Raw genomic sequence first — 17,918 nt, forward strand, 5'->3', positions numbered from 1 at the left:
CATCGTGATGGATAATGCGGCCTTTCATAAGCGATCGGATATACAGGAGTTATTGGAACACTATGGGCATCAGATTTTATGGTTACCGCCTTATAGCCCTGATTTGAATTTTATTGAAAAGACTTGGGCATGGATTAAGAAAAAGAGAAAAGAATGGCAAGAGGATTGTATTGATCGACTCTTTCAGATGTTTTTTCATGTCTGTATGAGTAATTAGATTGTTTGACTATAGTACGTTTACACTGGCTAGATGGCACCACATAACCACGGATTAACCCTGTTATCGATGCTAAAACCTGTTGCAAACTTTTTTCTGCTGCAAAGTGTAAATCAAAGGCTTGATCACGAAAGAGGTGGTGACGAATACAGTTTTGACTAATATATAAAGGATTTTCTTTAAAATTAATATCAGCCGCTTCTTTTTTATACTTATAGCCTGTTTCTTCTTTTATTTTTCCAGTGAGATTAGTATAGCCACGTAATTTAGGTAAGGTATGATTATCTACGGTACGCCCCTCATTACTTAAAGTCGTTGGCCCATTCCAATTCACGACACCATGACCAAAAGCACGAATTTTAAAGTCTACACTCTTAATACCTGTTACTTTTTCCATCTCTCTCTCCAACACACTAATAACTTATAAAATTATTTTGATGATTTATTTTTAAATAAACCACATTCACAACTAAAACAACTAAAACAACTAAAACAACTAAAACAACTAAAACAACTAAAACAACTAAAACAACTAAAACAACTAAAACAACTAAAACAACTAAAACAACTAAAACAACTAAAACAACTAAAACAACTATAGTATTTTATAAATAAACTCCAATGCACTCACAACCTATTATAAAAATAGCTTAGCAAAATAGTATTTTAATTTTTTCCACTGTATAATTAGCTTATTCAATGACTTGTGGATAAATGAGTTGATCTATGCTCATCATACCCACAGGCTGTTTTTTTGTTTTCACATAATACATCGCATGTGAATGTCTAGTTTTTTCGCCACCAATAGGTTCTAAATCTAAGGGGGTATAACTTAAATAAATGGGATATTCAGGTGAACGAGCCAATTTAAGTAATTCCCAATCACGATTCGATTTTTTGTATTCTATATCTAAGTTTTTTGCTTTCATCACGTTATGATGCTTTGAATGCATAAAAGCCAGTAAATTCTTATTACTATCTCTCATTTCAAAACGACCACCCTGAATTTTACTTACCGACTCAGTCAAACCAATCGTTTCTTTTGTATGATCATGTTGTTCAGCGTACGCATATTCATTTAAAAATTTTGGCTCTAAGCTAGAACTAACCTCACAAACAGCCAATTGCACAAAACGATTATCTCCACGAAGCGATATATTGGCTATTTTAGCTACACCATCTTTGTTTTTTTTGCTTCGACTCGGCATACTCACTGGATCAAGCACTTTTTGGTTAATCAAACTAACACTTTCTCTTAAAGACTTTTGAAGATCTTCTGTAATATATTTTTGACTCGCAGAGTCAGTATAGAATAACTGATAAATCGCATATAAATCTTTAATTTTTATTACTTCACCATGACCAATATGCTCTTTTAAGAAAAGTAGCCAAGCTACTGCACTTTGCCATACATGCATCGTAGCTAAAAACTTAGCTTTTTGGCTACTTTGCTTACCTCTTTCAGCTGATTTGGGTACAATTGTGGTGTAAATATTTGTTGCGCCATGTTTATCAAAGCGATCTAATCGCCCTAAACGTTGCAACCAGTTTTCAGCACTGGTTAAATCCGTATACATTCGCTCACAGCTAATATTAAGCGAAGCTTGTACAATAGGGCCGCTTCTTAACACATGATACTGCCGACTGCCATTGTGTTTAAAACTTTCAAATACCCGATTAAACCAAAGGGATTTATCTACCTTAGTATATTTTGAATGTAGCAAAATGCTGTTTTCTGTATTTTGATGCAATAAAAAGCCAAGCTGTGCATCTTGTGCAGTATTACTAATCACAAAAGTTACTTTATCACTCGGCATTGCTTGTGTAATGAGTGGGCTTTTTTGTTCCGTCTCATCGTAGTTTACAAACTCTATTTGATAATCTGCTTGGTTAAAACTTGGCACACGAACAATATAACTAGGGTCTATTTTTAAAATATTTTTTATATAAAAATCATGGGGTGTTGCAGAGACAAGAAGTGTATTGGCATGCTGATGCTTCAATTTTTTCGCCGCGATGAGTTCTGCAAAAAACAAATTAAATGCAGGCATAACAATCAGCTCGTGAAATTCATCAAAGATAATATGTGATTGCATAAAATTAATCATACCTGTCACTTTATGATGCGAAATAATATTATTAATCACTTGATCAATCGTCGTAATAACAATATCACCTGTAAAATACTGGTCAGGGTCGGTGTCTTCAGCTTGCTCAAATGTTGTTCCTTGCAATATTTTTTTATACTCACCAGTCAAAATTTCAATACGGCTATGTGGTAAATAACTAGATGCTGTTAGATCATGTAATATTCCCAAACATACTTGAACCCGAGGACACACCCAAATAATTTTTTGAGCATCTGTTTTTAATGCCCATTCAAGCGAAATTTTGGTTTTACCACAACCTGCGGGGCCTTGAAGTACGGCCACATTAGATACCTCATCAAATTCAGCATTATCTTTAAGTGCTGCAAGGGTAGATGATGCTTGATCTTGCACTTTATTTTGCTCACTCTCTGAGTATTTAGTATTAAATCCATCTATACACTGTTGAATTTGCTGAGAAATATTGCTTTTTTCCAATAAAATATGATCAAGTGCTTGAACCAATGTTCCCTCTGCCAAATACTCATTTAAGTCCTCTTTTGTCATTGCAGATACAATTCTATCTGCACTAATGACTGCCATTCTCACTAAATTGTGTAATGCATTCGGTTCAACATCACTTACAAATTCTTCTATATTTTCTGATAAATCACTGTATATTTTATATTTTGGTACAGCTTTATTTTTTTCTACATGATAGTGATACGACCATTGTGGAAATAGATTTTCAACACTAAAATGTTTCCCCATCAGTTGAATATCTTTTAAAATAGCTACTATCTGATCAGTTAGCTTTTCAAGACTCACATCTTTAAGCGAATTTTTAAATTTTTTATCAATACCCTCTGCTGTATCAAAAAATGTATCATCTTTACGGTAGGGTCTTGTATGATGCCAATAAACACCATGAAAAATTTGATCACATTGCAATGTATTGAGCTGTGTACTCTTTCTTAATAACGATTCAGCCAATAACCAAGAAATTTCGTTGTGTCTAGGATGATTTTCAAAAGAAAAATCTTTAAATCCTCGAACAGTGGTATCAATATGCACACCATCTTCTAAAAGTACAATCTCATCGGAGGGGTAACTTTTTTTAGATAACCATTGCTGAAATTGTGGATCAAGTTTTCCAATATCGTGCAATATTCCAGTAATAAAAGCAGATTGTGCAAGATTTTTATTATTAATCTCTAATTTTTCAATGATGTAATAGGCCAAATAACCCACGGAAAATAAGTGCTGGCTCAAGGGTTGTCCAGAAGAATTAGCTAAAATTGTTTTTGTTTCAATAGGTAAATCCATAAATAACTCCTTTGTTGTATAATTTACTGGAACAATGCCATTACTATTAAATTGACTCCGATTACCCACAATCCAAACTAATGCAGTTGATCTGCGGGTGGTTATTTTATGACAAGCTACGGCGGTATTTTTACTCACTGTATTTAACAATAGTCTCTTTACTGCAAGTAATCCCTCCTCTGTAATCACCGTTTGCCATGTATGGCTACCTATACGATTTGCAAATGCATCTAAAATTTGTCTTGTTCTCGGTATCGCTTTTTTTTCACACTGACTAATGAAGGTCACAATCATAATGTAACCTCAGATATATTTTTATTTTTACAAGCTAGTAATTTTATTTGTTCAAACATAAAGTCTAAACATTTATGTTCAGTCATTTTTTGTAGCACATACTGACGAAATTCTTGTTCAGTCATTTTTTCTTTGGCACAAATAAAGGCTGATGGTAGTACAACAGCATCTTTAATTAAATCAGCCACATCAAATACCAAAGCTCCTCGTCTTGTTTTGCCATGCATCACTGCAAAACTATGTGGAATTCCCAAAACCCATAATGTAGATGCTGCCAAACCATAAGCCAAATAATTCCCATGATTTAAAAAAGTATTGGTTAAATCACCTTCTTTAGGATTACGAGTAAATGATGTTTGCCCACAACGAGTTACAGCAATTTTATACAGTTGTTTTGTTGTCTGTGCTTCTGCTAGTAATAAATTTCCCACCTTTGTCAATTTAGGAATTTTTTGAGTAAAGTCTTGTAGTGCAAATGCAATATCATGATCACTCAAATGGAAACCATACTCTTTTAAATCTCGGTCTTTGGCCCATACTTTTTCAATATATTGAATACGTGCATATTGAAATTGTTTGGCAACCTCAAAACGCTTTTGTTCATCAAACCAAAAACTCATCCAATACTGCATGTATTCAGTAGGTCGATACTCATTTTGAGGTGTAAGCCATTCTATTTCACTGCCCATAAACAATGGGGTTGCTCCACCGCCAGAAAACCCCACCAATACGCCTGCTGTGGCAAGCATACGCATGGCCGCCTGAGTAATAGATGTTCCTGTTCCTAAAATAATGACGGTGGTATTAGCAATCGGAATATTCCAATACTGATTTTCATGTTTTGCTTCAGTCAAATATAAAACTCGACCATCTTTTTGCATCACACGACAGTATTCTAAATAGTAGATATTGGCTCTTTTGGAATGTAAGATTGCTTTCAAATCTGTTATTTGCTGCATTATTATTAGACTTTTTTAATTGGTTATTTTTACAATATCTATTTTTTTATACACTCACAACCACGTTTCATTCAACTGCGACAAATCAGGTCGCGATGTTTTCCATCTATGTATCAAAATTATAATGACGCCTTCTAATTTCTCTTTAGACATGACCAAACATCTAAAGAGTGGATCACTGTAAATTTTGGTTATTTGTAATTCACTGCTCGCAAAATTCAATAGAGTCTGTATTAGGGCAATATAAATAACCACAAGATTTGATCATTCTTTTTCCAATAATTTTCGTATAGCTATTTTTTATGAAATTTTGCACTATCTATGACAATAATTTTTCTTTTCGGTATAGCTATTTAGAAAATACACATTTAAAATTTCAAAAGTAACATCTCTCTAAAAACTAGTCACTTTACACAAAACAAGGTTATATTAAAACTGTATAATAAGTATACGATTACACTGGCCTATTTTTCAAATCATCACTTATTTGTAGTCACATTTACGGGCTAAATAATCTGCTGTTAAAGTAAATATTAAACATAATGTAATTAAAATAATAGACAACATGCCTACCACAGGAAAATCTGTACCTCCATCGGATACTTTACTATAAAGCACTAAAGGCAAAATATTTAGTTGGGTTCCCGACAGTGCTAAAGCTGTACCATATGCACCCAATGCCACTGAACACATCACACACAAAGACGTGACCATGGCAGGTAAAATTTGAGGAAATAAAATCAGGCGATAACTTTGTAATGTAGTTGCACCAAAACTTTTAGATATATCAATCTGACGCCAATCAAAACTTTGAAAGACTGGCAATAAAATAAATACTGCTCGAGGAATAAGGTAGTAACAATATGCCATACCTAAACCAATGGGTGTAAAAATAAGATTACCAATATGTTGCTCTGAAAAACCAATCTGTCCTAGCAATTGCGTAATAAAACCCGCTCGACCAAAAACGAGTATAAACCCGTAAGCTACGATTAAACCACTAAAGACCAGCGGTAAAGAAATAAGTACAATAAAAAACTGTCGTAATTGATCAGAGCAACGACTTAAATGAAAAGATATCAGTACAGCAATAAGCAAAGATATCATTGATGTAAAAATAGATAATAAAAGACTCCCCGTAATACTGCTTAATAAGTACTGATCTGATAACATTCGATTTAACGTAATTATCGGTGACTGCAAAGGCTCATAAAAAACAAAGACCACTGGAAGAATAAAAAATACTAAATAGCATACCAATGTAGGTATGGTCGCCAACCAATCATGGCATATTGTTTTAAAACTCACAGTAGTCTCCTTAATTTTATTGTGAAAGTACCGCACTAGCCCAACGTTTATCTAACTCGGGCTTAATTTCAGCTGCTAAATTTAAATCTAACGGCTGAATTTGAGGTGCAGGTTTTAATTTATCTTTTACACTTTCTGGCAATGCAATACTCGTAACAACAGGGCGTACAAAACCCTCTGCAAATAATGTTTGGCCTTTTGATGACATCACATAATTAGCCCATAATTTTGCTGCTTCAGGATTAGGTGCATTTTTAACCAATGACATCGCATAAGGAGCAGCCAAAGATACTTCTTTTGGAATCACAACAGCAATTTGATCACCCATGCCATCTTTATTCATGGCTTTTAAACCATCATTTTCATAACCAATCCAAATTGGAATTTCACCTTTTAAAAATTGTGCATATGGTGTTGTGCCTACAACACGCAATACATTGCCTGTTTTTTGGAGCTTCCCAAAATATTCAACACCAGGGTTTATGTTTTTCATGGTTCCACCCTGGCTCAAATTTGCAGCAAGTACTACAACTTGCCCTTGACCTGTAGTACGAGGATCTTGATATACAATGCTATTTTTATATTCAGCCTTTTGTAAATCTGCCCAAGATTGTGGTACATTTTTAACTAATTTTTTATTGACTAAAATTGCAACAGTAAGGGAGTGAACAGTGAACCATTGACCATTTCCCTCTTTAAATACTTGTGGTATTTTCTCAAAGTTCACTGGCTTATATGATGCCACTAAATTCTTTTTTGCAGCATCAATTGCAGAAGCACCAAAATAATACGCTGTGTCTGCTTGTGGACGATGTTTTGACTTCTCTAAAGCCACAACTGTTGCAGCTGAACCTAAATCATTGTAGACAATTTCAACCCCTGGGTAACGTTTCTTAAAATCAGTAAATAAATTACTCCAATTTGCCCATGTAGGCCCTGTATCAAAAGAAATCACCATACCTTCTTTCTTTGCTTTTTCGTATTGTAGTTGCTCTTGAGGATACAGCTCTCCACCCTCCAAAGGACTTGCAAAAGTAGAAGCTATTGACATAGATAACACTGTGCCTAGTATCGTATTTAACCAAATTGATTTCATAATGGATTTTCCATAATAAGATGTATTGCATGTATAGGAAGTGAAATAAGATGTAACTGATGATCGGCAAAAATCGTATGTATTTTGACTCTCTCACCTTGGCTTTTAATCACAAATTCATTCAAATGACCTAAAAATTGAGAGCTCACCACTTCATCCACATTGACCACATTCACGTCATTACTTAATGGATTAATGATAATCTTTTCAGGCCTGACCATAATGTTCACCTTTGAGCCAATTGCCAAAGTTGTCGCCATTACAGTTAAAATACCTAACTGTGTTTGTACTGTAGTTGGTGTTAACACCACACCTAGAAATATATTGTTTTTACCCACAAATCGAGCAACAGCTAAATTATTAGGCTGATGATAAATTTCTTTTGGTGGTGCGCATTGTTGAATTGCACCTTGCCCCATCACAGCCACTTGATCGGCCATCATCATCGCTTCTTCTTGATCATGTGTAATTAAAAACGTGGTGATATTTAAAGCCTGTTGAATACGTTTAATCTCTGTACGCATTTCATCTCTTAATGAAGCATCTAATGCAGACAATGGCTCATCAAGTAAAAGTGCTTGTGGCTCAAAAATTAATGCTCTTGCCAATGCAACACGTTGTTTTTGCCCCCCTGATAATTGACTTGGAAATTTCTTTTCCATTGCAGTCAATCCCACCAAATCCATCATACGTTGAACTTTGGTTTCAATATCGGCAACTCGATTAATTTTTAAAGGGTAAGCAATATTTTGTGCTACGGTATAATGAGGAAATAATGCGTAATCTTGAAAAACAATACCTAATCTACGTTCAGCGCATGATAAATTTTGCTGATTTTTATGATTAACCCAAATTTCACCCTCAGTAGGCTGTTCAAACCCTGCAAGTAGTTTGAGTAAAGTGGTTTTACCACAACCACTTTGCCCCAATACTGCAATAATTTCTCCAGTTGCAACAGACAAAGAAATATCAGTGATACCTGCATGGCTATTCGGATAAGTAAAGGAAACTGAACGAAACTCTATCATGGAATTAAAAACCTTTTCTTTTGTTCCAAGGTTGCCAGTTAGACAACAATGACATACAAATTGCCATACACAATAAAATGACGGTAGCTGCGCAGGCTAACCCCGTTGCACCATAAAAGGCCTGTAACAATAATGTGGGATAAGTACGATTCAAAAAGCCTGCAATGAAATTACTTAATTGAAACTCACCCAAAGATATTGCAGCAACTGTCACTAAAGCGGAAAAAATAGATTTTGCCGCAAGTGGCAAAAAAACTGTTTTGAAACGTGTAAATTGATTCGCACCAAAAGATTGAGCAACTTGATCTAAAACAGTCAATGGTGAGCGAGAGATTTCAGCGGTTACACTAAAGTAAAAATACGGGCAAGTAATGACCCAATGTCCGAGAATCAACAACCATGTTGTTCCCAACCAAGGAGTAATTTCTTGACTAAAAAACAAAATAAAACCAAATGCTAAAATGAGTTCGGGAACAGCAATTGGCAATAATGCGAACGTACGTACAATCTTTTGTAATCGTTGATTTTCACTGATGTGTAATCTATAAATCAGTGGCGTAATCATAATAAAGTTGAGTATACACACAACAACACATACCATTAGACTCGTGATCAATGCACGTTTGTACGCTGTAGATTCCCATATTTCTAAATACCATTGTGTTGTAAAGCCTGTCGGAAGTAAGCTATTTGTCCAGCTTTGCCCTAAAGACCCCACAAATAACAATACAATCGGCAATAACAAATAAATTAAATACAAATACGTGACTTTTTTCATGATCACAAAAGACCAAAATGATTAATTATGATCATATTTTTAAAACATGACAAAATAATGAAATACATTAGTCATCATTAAAATTTAATAACTCTGCAATAACCAATGTAATAATTTCATCTAAATTATCACTTAGAACCACCCCTTCAACATAAGGGGCTGTAGAAGTTATAAAAACAGGTTTACCATAATGCAAACCATAGGCAATCTCGCTCAAAGTTCCCATTCCTCCACCTATCGCAACTAAACTAAATGCAGACAATGCGATTAGAGAATTTCTCGTTGGCCCCATATTTGTAGTAACAATTTGCTTAACATAATGATTTGATTCAAATAAATTACCACTTGGAATTAATCCTATACTCATACCACCATGTTGATGCACCCCTTTACACACCGCTTCCATCACGCCATTACGACCACCACAAATGATAGGCAACCCTAAATCTGCCAAAGATTGCCCTAATTTCTCAGCAAATATATATTCACTTTGTGATGCCTCTTTAGGGCCAATAATACCCACAGGTGCAATTTGTAAATACTGTGTATATTGTTTTAAAAAGATAAAAAATTGCTTAGTATCGCAACATTGTATTAATGCTTTCATCAAATCATCAGTTGCTGAAATCAATCTAATCTGAGTTAAACGCCCATTACATAACAACCGATGTGTATCTTCAGACACACTAAAGTTTAAATTTGAGATTATTTTATACATAAGATCAGATATAATTCATAAAACACCATTAAATTTGATCATAAATGATCATTATGACATTTTAAGGAAAATTATGTCTAAAGTGAGACAACACCAATTGCTTGAAATTGTAAAGAAAAATGGTTACACCTCTATTGAACAGTTGGCAGAGCAATTAGAGTGCTCACAACCAACTATTCGTAGAGATATCACTAAACTTTGTAATGACAACCTACTACAACGTTTTCACGGTGGTGTCAGCCTACTCCATCATAATGATGTGCGCCTAGGTCACAGCTTTAAATCATCTCACATGGCGAAAGAAAAAAATTGGATTGCACAACACTTATTAGAAAAAATAAAACACGTAGACAGTCTTTTTTTAGATACGGGTACAACCTGTGATCAAGTAGCCTTTGAAATGAATAAAATCAGTCATAAACAAGTTATTACTCACAACCTCTCTGCCGCACTGATTTTAGCAAAACAAGATAAGCATACCGTCATTGTTTTAGGTGGAATAATTCGAGGAAGTGATGGTGCTGTTACAGGAGATGAAACGTATCGCCAAATTCAATCCTATTTAACAGATTTAAGTATTATTTCTGCATCTGGACTTGATTTAGCAGGCAATGTTCTTGACTTTGATGTAGAAAAAGTTGAGGTTAAAAAATCAATGATGCGTTCGTCGACTACACGAATTTTACTCTTAAGCTCTGATAAATTTAGAAAAACAGGTGTGAAAATTGTTTCTTCTATTGATAAATTTGATTATCTCATTACAGATCAACAACCCAATGAAGCATACACACAAATGCTTAACACACATCAGCTCAAGCTGATTGTTATTCAAAAAAATACCCTAGCGTTCTAAAACACTAGGGTCTTCAGATTATAAAATAACCCTACACAAGAGCGATTAACGGTTGTTTTTATCTTCGTCTTGATTATCTTCAAACTTTTGTTCAGCTTCAAAGTTATTGCTTTGAGGTGCTGCACCAAAATTGCCTTGGTTAAAACCACCGCCGAAGCCACCTTGGTTTCCACCGCCGAAGCCACCTTGGTTTCCACCACCAAAGCCACCTTGATTTCCACCGCCGAAGCCACCTTGGTTTCCACCGCCGAAGCCACCTTGGTTTCCACCGCCGAAGCCACCTTGATGTCCACCACCGAAGCCACCTTGGTTTCCACCACCGAAGCCACCTTGGTTGTTGCCTGCATTAAAGTTTGAACCCTGACCTGGAGCACCTGCTGGAGCACCTGCTGGACGTGGATTTCTTGCAGGTACAACTGTAGAGATGGCATGTTTATACACCATTTGACTGACAGTATTTTTTAAAAGTACAACGTATTGGTCAAATGATTCAATATGGCCTTGTAGCTTAATACCGTTTACCAAAAAAATAGAAACAGGAATACGCTCTTTGCGCAAAGAGTTTAAGAAAGGATCTTGTAAGGTCTGGCCTTTAGACATGTTATTTACTCCAAAAAATAAAAATGAAACTAGCGCAAAAACTATCTTCAGTTTTTTAAAAATTTATAAAAAAGACAGTTTGCAGATTTTGCTTTATCTGTAACAGTTTCGCAAGTGCTCTTGTGCTTGTTTTGTAGATAAAAACGTTACAATTCGATGTTTTTCACTCAAAGAACGTAACCAAGTGAATTGTCTTTTTGCAAGTTGTCTCGTTGCAAAAAGTGCTTTATCCTCCATATTTTTAGTATGACCATTTTTTAGTTGTTCATCGAGCAAAAATTCAACAGCTTGACGATAACCTACAGCCCTCATAGAGGGTGTATCAGCTGAAAGATTATATTTTTCAATTAAATTTTTAACTTCACTCAAAAAACCAATATCCCACATTTTGTTGAGTCTTTGCTCAATTGACTGATGCAATTTTAACCGATCTGGAACGAGTGCATAATTATGAAAATTGTAACGATATGGTAATGATTTTGGTTGCTCTCTTTGTATTTGTGTAATTGAACATCCTGTTAAACGATAAACTTCTAACGCTCGAATAATTCTTTGTTTGTCTGACACTGAAAATTTCTGTGCAGCTTCTGCATCAACTCGTTGTAATTCTTCATGCACAGCACCCCAACCATCTTTAGCTGCCTGTTGTAAAATCTCATGGCGTACATTTTGATCTGCACTAGGTAAATGGTCAGACAACCCCTCAAGTAAAGCTTTAAAGTACAACATAGTACCGCCTACCAAAATTGGAGTTTTTCCCTGTGCATGAATTTGATCAATCACACATATTGCATCTGTAACAAACGATGCAGCCGAATACACCTCTAATGGTGTAATTAAATCAATTAAATGATGTGGATATTTTTGCTGTTCTTCTAAAGAGGGTTTAGCTGTTCCAATATTCATATCTTGATAGACTAATGCTGAATCCACTGAGATCAGCTCAAAACCACCATGATCATACAACTCACAAGCGAGTGCAGTTTTGCCACTTGCTGTTGGCCCCATTAAATTAATGACAGGTAATATCTTGCTCATGAATCCTTACTCTCCTCGAGCAAATAATTTATCTAATTGCGACAACGGAAAAGCACGCCATGTTGGTCGCCCATGATTACATTGGCTTGCAAATGCAGTCTGTTCCATTTGACGCAACAAAGCGTTCATTTCAGGTAAACTCAGCTGCCGATGTGCACGTACCGCACCATGACACGCCATACCCGCTAAAATTTGATCTCGTTTCTTTAATAAACCTAGCGCCTGATCACTAGGATCTAAATCATTTAATAACTCACAGATCAAACGATTTAAATCTGCATGTTGTAAAATTGCAGGAACGCCTCTCACAATTAGCTCATGCTGACCGTATACATCAAGCTCTAAACCAAATTTTAAAAACTGCATTTTTCGTGCTTCAAATTTTTCGATTTGATGCTCACTTAGGCTAATTATTTTAGGAATTAAAAGTTGTTGAGATGCCCAAAAATCAGGTTGATCCCAGCTACTTTTCATTTGTTCAAATACAATACGCTCATGTGCAGCATGCATATCTACAATAATTAACCCTTCTGTATTTTGTGCCAAAATATAAATACCATGTAGCTGTGCCATAGCAATACCCAATGGATATTCATCTTTTTTATCTGACTGTACAGGGTCAACTTCACGTAAAGGTGCTAAATATGACTGTAGAGCATTTTGAAATTGTGGTACTGCCGTATTTTTATGGGCTTGTGGTGCATAATGAGTGGTTGACTTAACATCTGATTGATTAAAATTTGTCGTTAAACCATCATTAAATGTAGGGGCTGCTTGTTCAGATCGTTGTTCAGATTGCTGATAAAGACCGAGGGTTTCTTGTAATGTGGGTTGTTGCTTGGCCATTTGGTTGGGCGGTAGTTTTTTCATGGCTTGCGCTAAATCAGCCACTGCGGTTTGAAACTGTGCCAACACTTCTTTGGCGGTATGACGCACAAACTCATGTACACTGCGCTGATTTAAAAACCGAACTTCACTTTTAGTCGGATGCACATTCACATCAATGGTTTCTGGCTCGACCTCTAAAAACAACAAATAACCTGCATATTGATGACCATGCAATATACCATCATAAGCCATACGTAATGCATGTGAAATAGTTTTATCTTTAACAATACGACCGTTCACATAAACATATTGCAAATCTGCTTGTGGGCGTGCATCTGAAGGATGACCTAACCAACCACTCAAACGCATCCCTGTCATTTCTGTATCAATCCAATAGGCATTTTCTGCAAAAGGCTTGCCCAAAAGTTGCTGTACTCGTTGTAATCGAAGTGTTCCTGTGGTTGCTTTGGGCAAATTTAAACGAATTTGATCATTATGCTCAAGCATAAAACGCACGTCAAAATAAGTAAGTGCCAAACGTCTCACGACTTCTTCAATATGTATAAACTCTGTGGAAGGTTTTTTTAAAAATTTACGGCGTGCAGGTACATTAAAAAATAAATCTTGTACACGAATATGTGTACCTCGTTCACAAGCACACGCTCTAACCTGTTGGTGGTTAAATGCCGTCCCATTAATTTCAAGCTGATATCCCACACCTGAGTCATCTTGGCTACTTGAAAGACTTAAACGAGAGACTGCTGCAATAGATGCTAATGCCTCACCACGAAAACCTAAGCTGGCAATCGCATGTAAATCATCAGATGTTTTAATTTTGCTGGTTGCATGTCGCATGACGGCTAACGCTAAATCTTCTGCATGAATACCTGTGCCATTGTCAATAATTTCGATCAGTGTACTACCACCTTGTGCGACTCGAACAATTAAAGAATTTGCACCTGCATCAATTGCATTTTCAAGCAACTCTTTTACCACAGAAGATGGGCGTTCAATCACCTCACCTGCGGCAATTTGGTTCGCTAAAGCGGTATCTAAAGTTTCGATTCGCTGTAGGTTAGCGTTTTGCATCAAGGTGTTCCTGTATTAACTCAATCAGGCGTTTTGAATCACTTTCAAACGTGAATTTGCGTGCCTGCTCATCTTCAGTTTTTTCAATACGTAATGTAATATCAGCCATTGGAATTTCACCATCACCTTTAGATGGCCATTCAAATAAAAACAATGCTTGATCTTCTTCTAAGTAATCACGAATTCCCATCAACTCTAGCTCATACGGATCATCTAAACGATATAAGTCGAAGTGGAAAATATTTCGTCCATCAATATGATATGGTTCAACAATCGTATATGTTGGGCTTTTTACCGCACCTTCGTGACCAAATGACTCTAAGAAATAGCGAGTAAATGTAGTTTTACCTGCACCCAGATCTCCAATTAAGTACACCACGCCTTCCGTAAAACAACTGGCTAACGTATCTGCGTAACGCTGTGTGTCTTCTAGAGATAAAATATCGAAAGTAAGGCTGTGTAACATAGTCATGAATCATAGAAAAAAGTACCCCGCTATGATAGCATTGCCACACTTGAAAACCTACCATTCACCATTATTTGCCCACACTACAGCACTTCATTTATGCCACTTCATGACCCTAAACCACCTATGATTCACGGCGTCAGTGCCAGCCGTGTTGTACTTCCATCACACACACCCTATCTGACCATATTTGAGTTTTTATGTGCATACTTTCCACACATTAGTGCAAAAGAATGGCAAAAGCGTTGCGATGAAGGCATGATATTTGATCAACATTTAAATATCATCAACACGTCAACACCTTACCAAGCACAGCAGTATATTTTTTATTATCGTTTTTTAGAGCACGAAACTCATGTGCCATTCTCACACCATATTATCTTTGAAAATGATGACATTATGGTTGTAGACAAACCTCACTTTTTGACCGTTAGCCCAACAGGGCGTTATGTACAGCAAACGCTTTTGGTTCGATTAAAACAACTTACAGGCAATGAAAACTTAAGTCCACTTCACCGTTTAGATCGTGAAACTGCAGGATTAATGATGTTTTCTAAACAACCTAGCAATAGAGCACTTTATCAACAACTTTTTGCCAATCACAAAATAATCAAGCACTATCATGCAATTGCACATCATACACAGCAACTATCCTTCCCTCATCATATTCAATGCCATATGAAAAAGGGGAACCCTTTTTATACCATGTGTATTGATCCAAGTTTACCGAGTAATAGTGACACCATCATTGAATGTTTAGAATACAACCAACACTATGCAAAATATCTACTAAAACCCAATACAGGCAAACAACATCAATTACGTGTTCATCTCAATGCCTTGGGTATTCCTATTTTACATGACTCATTATATCCAACAGTCACACATAAAGCAGAAGACGATTTTACACAACCTTTGCAATTATTGGCTCACATGTTGGCATTTACCGATCCAATAACCATGCAAAACATGCAATTTTTTTCGCACAAAACACTGACATTGCCATAACAGTGTAATGACAATATAATTCAGATGCATATTGTAATTGCTTAAATTTTAGCTAAAATAAGACCATATATATTTATAACGAATTGGTTTAGCCTCATGAGAAAAACTGAAGTCTATCAAATACGTTTAGACTCACAAGAAAAAAAACAAGCCTTTGCTGTGTTTAAACAACTTGGTATCACGCCTGCTCAAGCAGTGCGTCTTTTTTTTAAACAAGTGGTCATTACCAAATCAATTCCATTTTCTATCGAAAATCAAAACATCAATGTAGATCACCCTAAAAACAAAAAAACAGCCACCACTCAAGCACAGCACAACGTCAACGATGATGAGTTTCTAAAAACACTACAAGAATTACTCAATGTTAAAGATGAAACTTAACTTCACTTATTGATGTTGTAATTTAATTAAATCCGCTGCCTCTAGGTATTGCCAATCACCTTCGGCCAATGTATCAGGCAAAACCCATTCCCCGATTTGACTTCGGTGCAGCGTATCTACTGCATTGCCTACAGCGGCAATCATACGCTTAACTTGATGATAAATACCCTGATGAATAGTTAATTGTAACGCATGCTCATTTAATTGACGAACATCAGTGGCTTTATACAAACCAACCTCATTACGCAGTGCAACACCTTTTGTTAAACGCTCAATCTGAGTAGAATCAATAGGATCTTTTGTGGTTACAAAGTAGGTTTTTGCAATATGCTTTTTGGGATGAGTCAACCCATGTAACCACTGACCATCATCAGTAAATAATAATAATCCTGTTGTATCTTGATCTAAACGTCCAACAGACTGCAAACCTCGATAAATTAATAACTCTGGCAATAATTCAAATACACTCGAATGATGCTCTGGCTGATGTGAGCACTCATACCCTTGCGGTTTATTCAAAGCCAAATAAATATGTTCGCGGTATAGGTAGTCAACATCATGCACCGAGTATTCAAGCCCTTTGGGGTTTACTTGCTGTTTAATATTTTGGCACACTTCACCATCTATACGAACAGCACCATGTTGTATCAAGAATTGACATTCTTTTCTTGGGCCAAAACCTTGAGAAATTAACAATTTATCTAAACGCATTTGAATAACCTAAATCATGTATTTGTATAGTTTACTAAAAAGCCTGTGCTTTGCTGAACTTTTTATGATTTATATATCAATAATCTAGATAAAACAGGCTACAATACCATAAGATATTCAGGTAATTTTAGTATATGGCTTCTATTGACATTAACCTTACTGCGCTTTTTATCCTTTTAGCATGTGGCATCATGAGTCATAATTCTTCTGTCACTATTGCCAGTGTCGCTTTGATTATTGTGCGTATCACCCCCTTATCTCAATACTTCCCCTTCATTCAAAGCCATGCATTAAATTTTGGTATCACTATACTCACTATTGGTGTTTTGGCACCTATTGCAAGTGGTACAATTGCAGGAGCCACTTTGCTAAAATCATTTGCTAGCTATAAATCAATACTTGCAATTGCAATTGGTCTCATTGTTGCTTGGCTTGGTGCACGAGGAGTCAAACTAATGAGTACTCAACCCGATGTGATTGCAGGGCTACTCATTGGCACTATTGCAGGTGTGGCACTTTTAAAAGGTGTGCCTGTTGGCCCCCTAATTGCAGCAGGGATATTGTCTTTGTTTATATTAAAATAAAATACTTAAGTGATATTATTTAACTTATAAAGAACAACAAATACACGATATTGATCCAACCACCTAGACAAAATAAGGCTTCAAGTGGCTTAATTACGGTTCAATCTATTTCACCTACATACGGATTTTTTTAATATCGGATATTAAAATGAATGACTTATGTATTTTCATCACATAATAAATTTGTATAACCTCTATTTCTTGGCACTTATGCTTATTTTTTCAGGTGACATCACTTGTTTGTCATACAAAAGAGTTTAAAAAAAAATTATACCATTTAAATACAACCATATAAAAAGTAACGTTCTATCGGGTCTTTCACAAGATTCAGAACATGAAAAACCTAGATGCTTCATTCTTTATCTTTATGCTTTTTACAACATGTTATCCTACACATCTACATGCTATATCAATGTCCAATTTTAATATTAGATACTTTAAACGGCCTTAGCCCAACATCTTTATAGTAATTATTTTTTCTACATACAAGACTTTGACGTTTTAATCCAATTACAACACATCAAATCAATGAAATGAATACCGTGAGTT

Annotated in this window: 18 protein-coding genes; 5 read left to right on the plus strand and 13 right to left on the minus strand. The window is 35.7% G+C overall.

Features of this window, described 5'->3' with window-relative positions; genetic code table 11:
- Nucleotides 1-7 precede the first annotated feature (7 nt).
- Nucleotides 8-217: a transposase gene (locus I2F17_RS12785; protein ID WP_456236996.1), complete on the plus strand. Its 210-nt coding sequence runs from the start codon at nucleotides 8-10 to the stop codon at nucleotides 215-217.
- Here the strand turns inward: I2F17_RS12785 and I2F17_RS01755 are convergent.
- From I2F17_RS01755 to I2F17_RS01790, 8 genes are all read right to left on the minus strand, one after another.
- Nucleotides 135-614: a hypothetical protein gene (locus I2F17_RS01755; protein ID WP_235985900.1), complete on the minus strand. Its 480-nt coding sequence runs from the start codon at nucleotides 612-614 to the stop codon at nucleotides 135-137. The two genes, I2F17_RS12785 and I2F17_RS01755, sit on opposite strands and share 83 nt — an antisense overlap.
- Nucleotides 615-909: 295 nt before the next feature.
- Entirely contained in the window at nucleotides 910-3,924 is a 3,015-nt protein-coding gene (cas3, locus tag I2F17_RS01760) for a CRISPR-associated helicase Cas3' (protein WP_211138949.1), read from the minus strand.
- On the minus strand, nucleotides 3,921-4,883 hold the full coding sequence (gene cas1f, locus I2F17_RS01765) for a type I-F CRISPR-associated endonuclease Cas1f (protein WP_211138950.1): 963 nt from the start codon (nucleotides 4,881-4,883) through the stop codon (nucleotides 3,921-3,923). The genes cas3 and cas1f overlap by 4 nt, the downstream gene beginning before the upstream one ends.
- Before the next feature lie 483 nt (nucleotides 4,884-5,366).
- A complete protein-coding gene (locus I2F17_RS01770) occupies nucleotides 5,367-6,191 on the minus strand; it encodes an ABC transporter permease (RefSeq protein WP_196423079.1) in 825 nt (274 codons plus the stop codon).
- Nucleotides 6,192-6,207: 16 nt separating this feature from the next.
- Nucleotides 6,208-7,287 carry an extracellular solute-binding protein gene (locus I2F17_RS01775; RefSeq protein WP_211138951.1) on the minus strand — a complete coding sequence of 360 codons (1,080 nt, stop codon included), beginning with the start codon at nucleotides 7,285-7,287 and terminating at the stop codon, nucleotides 6,208-6,210.
- The gene (locus I2F17_RS01780; RefSeq protein WP_211138952.1) at nucleotides 7,284-8,315 is read right to left on the minus strand and encodes an ABC transporter ATP-binding protein; all 1,032 of its coding nucleotides are present in this window, start codon (nucleotides 8,313-8,315) and stop codon (nucleotides 7,284-7,286) included. Before I2F17_RS01780 ends, I2F17_RS01775 begins: the two co-directional genes overlap by 4 nt.
- 4 nt (nucleotides 8,316-8,319) lie before the next feature.
- Complete coding sequence (locus I2F17_RS01785; RefSeq protein ID WP_196423082.1) at nucleotides 8,320-9,093, minus strand: ABC transporter permease; 774 nt, start codon at nucleotides 9,091-9,093, stop codon at nucleotides 8,320-8,322.
- Nucleotides 9,094-9,160: 67 nt separating this feature from the next.
- Nucleotides 9,161-9,811, minus strand: coding sequence for a TIGR00725 family protein (locus tag I2F17_RS01790; RefSeq protein WP_211138953.1), 651 nt, complete (start codon nucleotides 9,809-9,811; stop codon nucleotides 9,161-9,163).
- Between the two features lie 73 nt (nucleotides 9,812-9,884).
- Here I2F17_RS01790 and I2F17_RS01795 point away from each other — a divergent pair, with 73 nt between their 5' ends.
- Nucleotides 9,885-10,664 (plus strand): DeoR/GlpR family DNA-binding transcription regulator, encoded by a 780-nt coding sequence (locus tag I2F17_RS01795; protein WP_211138954.1) that lies wholly within the window; start codon nucleotides 9,885-9,887, stop codon nucleotides 10,662-10,664.
- A gap of 45 nt (nucleotides 10,665-10,709) precedes the next feature.
- Here the strand turns inward: I2F17_RS01795 and hfq are convergent, their stop codons facing one another.
- From hfq to tsaE, 4 genes are all read right to left on the minus strand, one after another.
- Nucleotides 10,710-11,264 (minus strand): RNA chaperone Hfq, encoded by a 555-nt coding sequence (gene hfq, locus I2F17_RS01800; protein ID WP_196423085.1) that lies wholly within the window; start codon nucleotides 11,262-11,264, stop codon nucleotides 10,710-10,712.
- 93 nt (nucleotides 11,265-11,357) lie between these two features.
- Complete coding sequence (gene miaA / locus I2F17_RS01805) at nucleotides 11,358-12,302, minus strand: tRNA (adenosine(37)-N6)-dimethylallyltransferase MiaA (RefSeq protein WP_211138955.1); 945 nt, start codon at nucleotides 12,300-12,302, stop codon at nucleotides 11,358-11,360.
- A 6-nt stretch (nucleotides 12,303-12,308) separates the two neighbouring features.
- Nucleotides 12,309-14,219, minus strand: a complete 1,911-nt coding sequence (mutL, locus tag I2F17_RS01810; RefSeq protein WP_211138956.1) for a DNA mismatch repair endonuclease MutL — start codon at nucleotides 14,217-14,219, stop codon at nucleotides 12,309-12,311.
- A complete protein-coding gene (tsaE, locus tag I2F17_RS01815; protein ID WP_196423098.1) occupies nucleotides 14,206-14,685 on the minus strand; it encodes a tRNA (adenosine(37)-N6)-threonylcarbamoyltransferase complex ATPase subunit type 1 TsaE in 480 nt (159 codons plus the stop codon). Before tsaE ends, mutL begins: the two co-directional genes overlap by 14 nt.
- A 99-nt stretch (nucleotides 14,686-14,784) precedes the next feature.
- Here tsaE and I2F17_RS01820 point away from each other — a divergent pair, with 99 nt between their 5' ends.
- Together I2F17_RS01820 and I2F17_RS01825 are read left to right on the plus strand one after the other, a co-directional pair.
- Nucleotides 14,785-15,693, plus strand: coding sequence for a pseudouridine synthase (locus I2F17_RS01820; protein ID WP_211138957.1), 909 nt, complete (start codon nucleotides 14,785-14,787; stop codon nucleotides 15,691-15,693).
- 96 nt (nucleotides 15,694-15,789) lie between these two features.
- Nucleotides 15,790-16,074: a type II toxin-antitoxin system RelB/DinJ family antitoxin gene (locus tag I2F17_RS01825; protein WP_196423089.1), complete on the plus strand. Its 285-nt coding sequence runs from the start codon at nucleotides 15,790-15,792 to the stop codon at nucleotides 16,072-16,074.
- A gap of 6 nt (nucleotides 16,075-16,080) precedes the next feature.
- Here the strand turns inward: I2F17_RS01825 and I2F17_RS01830 are convergent, their stop codons facing one another.
- Nucleotides 16,081-16,785 (minus strand): pseudouridine synthase, encoded by a 705-nt coding sequence (locus I2F17_RS01830; protein ID WP_211138958.1) that lies wholly within the window; start codon nucleotides 16,783-16,785, stop codon nucleotides 16,081-16,083.
- 134 nt (nucleotides 16,786-16,919) lie between these two features.
- On the opposite strand from I2F17_RS01830, the gene I2F17_RS01835 reads away from it, so the two are divergent.
- Complete coding sequence (locus I2F17_RS01835; protein WP_211138959.1) at nucleotides 16,920-17,369, plus strand: DUF441 domain-containing protein; 450 nt, start codon at nucleotides 16,920-16,922, stop codon at nucleotides 17,367-17,369.
- The last annotated feature ends 549 nt before the right edge of the window (nucleotides 17,370-17,918 follow it).

Source organism: Acinetobacter baretiae (assembly GCF_015627105.1).
Classification (GTDB): domain Bacteria; phylum Pseudomonadota; class Gammaproteobacteria; order Pseudomonadales; family Moraxellaceae; genus Acinetobacter; species Acinetobacter baretiae.

Bases quoted from the DNA above. Each gene is read 5' to 3' on its own strand.
- I2F17_RS01795 (WP_211138954.1), top strand. From the start codon at position 9,885: ATGTCTAAAGTGAGACAACACCAATTGCTTGAAATTGTAAAGAAAAAT.
- I2F17_RS01830 (WP_211138958.1), bottom strand. From the start codon at position 16,785: ATGCGTTTAGATAAATTGTTAATTTCTCAAGGTTTTGGCCCAAGAAAA.
- I2F17_RS01820 (WP_211138957.1), top strand. From the start codon at position 14,785: ATGCCACTTCATGACCCTAAACCACCTATGATTCACGGCGTCAGTGCC.
- I2F17_RS12785 (WP_456236996.1), top strand. From the start codon at position 8: ATGGATAATGCGGCCTTTCATAAGCGATCGGATATACAGGAGTTATTG.
- cas3 (WP_211138949.1), bottom strand. From the start codon at position 3,924: ATGATTGTGACCTTCATTAGTCAGTGTGAAAAAAAAGCGATACCGAGA.
- hfq (WP_196423085.1), bottom strand. From the start codon at position 11,264: ATGTCTAAAGGCCAGACCTTACAAGATCCTTTCTTAAACTCTTTGCGC.
- I2F17_RS01780 (WP_211138952.1), bottom strand. From the start codon at position 8,315: ATGATAGAGTTTCGTTCAGTTTCCTTTACTTATCCGAATAGCCATGCA.
- I2F17_RS01825 (WP_196423089.1), top strand. From the start codon at position 15,790: ATGAGAAAAACTGAAGTCTATCAAATACGTTTAGACTCACAAGAAAAA.
- I2F17_RS01775 (WP_211138951.1), bottom strand. From the start codon at position 7,287: ATGAAATCAATTTGGTTAAATACGATACTAGGCACAGTGTTATCTATG.
- mutL (WP_211138956.1), bottom strand. From the start codon at position 14,219: ATGCAAAACGCTAACCTACAGCGAATCGAAACTTTAGATACCGCTTTA.
- cas1f (WP_211138950.1), bottom strand. From the start codon at position 4,883: ATGCAGCAAATAACAGATTTGAAAGCAATCTTACATTCCAAAAGAGCC.
- I2F17_RS01755 (WP_235985900.1), bottom strand. From the start codon at position 614: ATGGAAAAAGTAACAGGTATTAAGAGTGTAGACTTTAAAATTCGTGCT.
- tsaE (WP_196423098.1), bottom strand. From the start codon at position 14,685: ATGTTACACAGCCTTACTTTCGATATTTTATCTCTAGAAGACACACAG.
- I2F17_RS01785 (WP_196423082.1), bottom strand. From the start codon at position 9,093: ATGAAAAAAGTCACGTATTTGTATTTAATTTATTTGTTATTGCCGATT.
- miaA (WP_211138955.1), bottom strand. From the start codon at position 12,302: ATGAGCAAGATATTACCTGTCATTAATTTAATGGGGCCAACAGCAAGT.
- I2F17_RS01835 (WP_211138959.1), top strand. From the start codon at position 16,920: ATGGCTTCTATTGACATTAACCTTACTGCGCTTTTTATCCTTTTAGCA.
- I2F17_RS01790 (WP_211138953.1), bottom strand. From the start codon at position 9,811: ATGTATAAAATAATCTCAAATTTAAACTTTAGTGTGTCTGAAGATACA.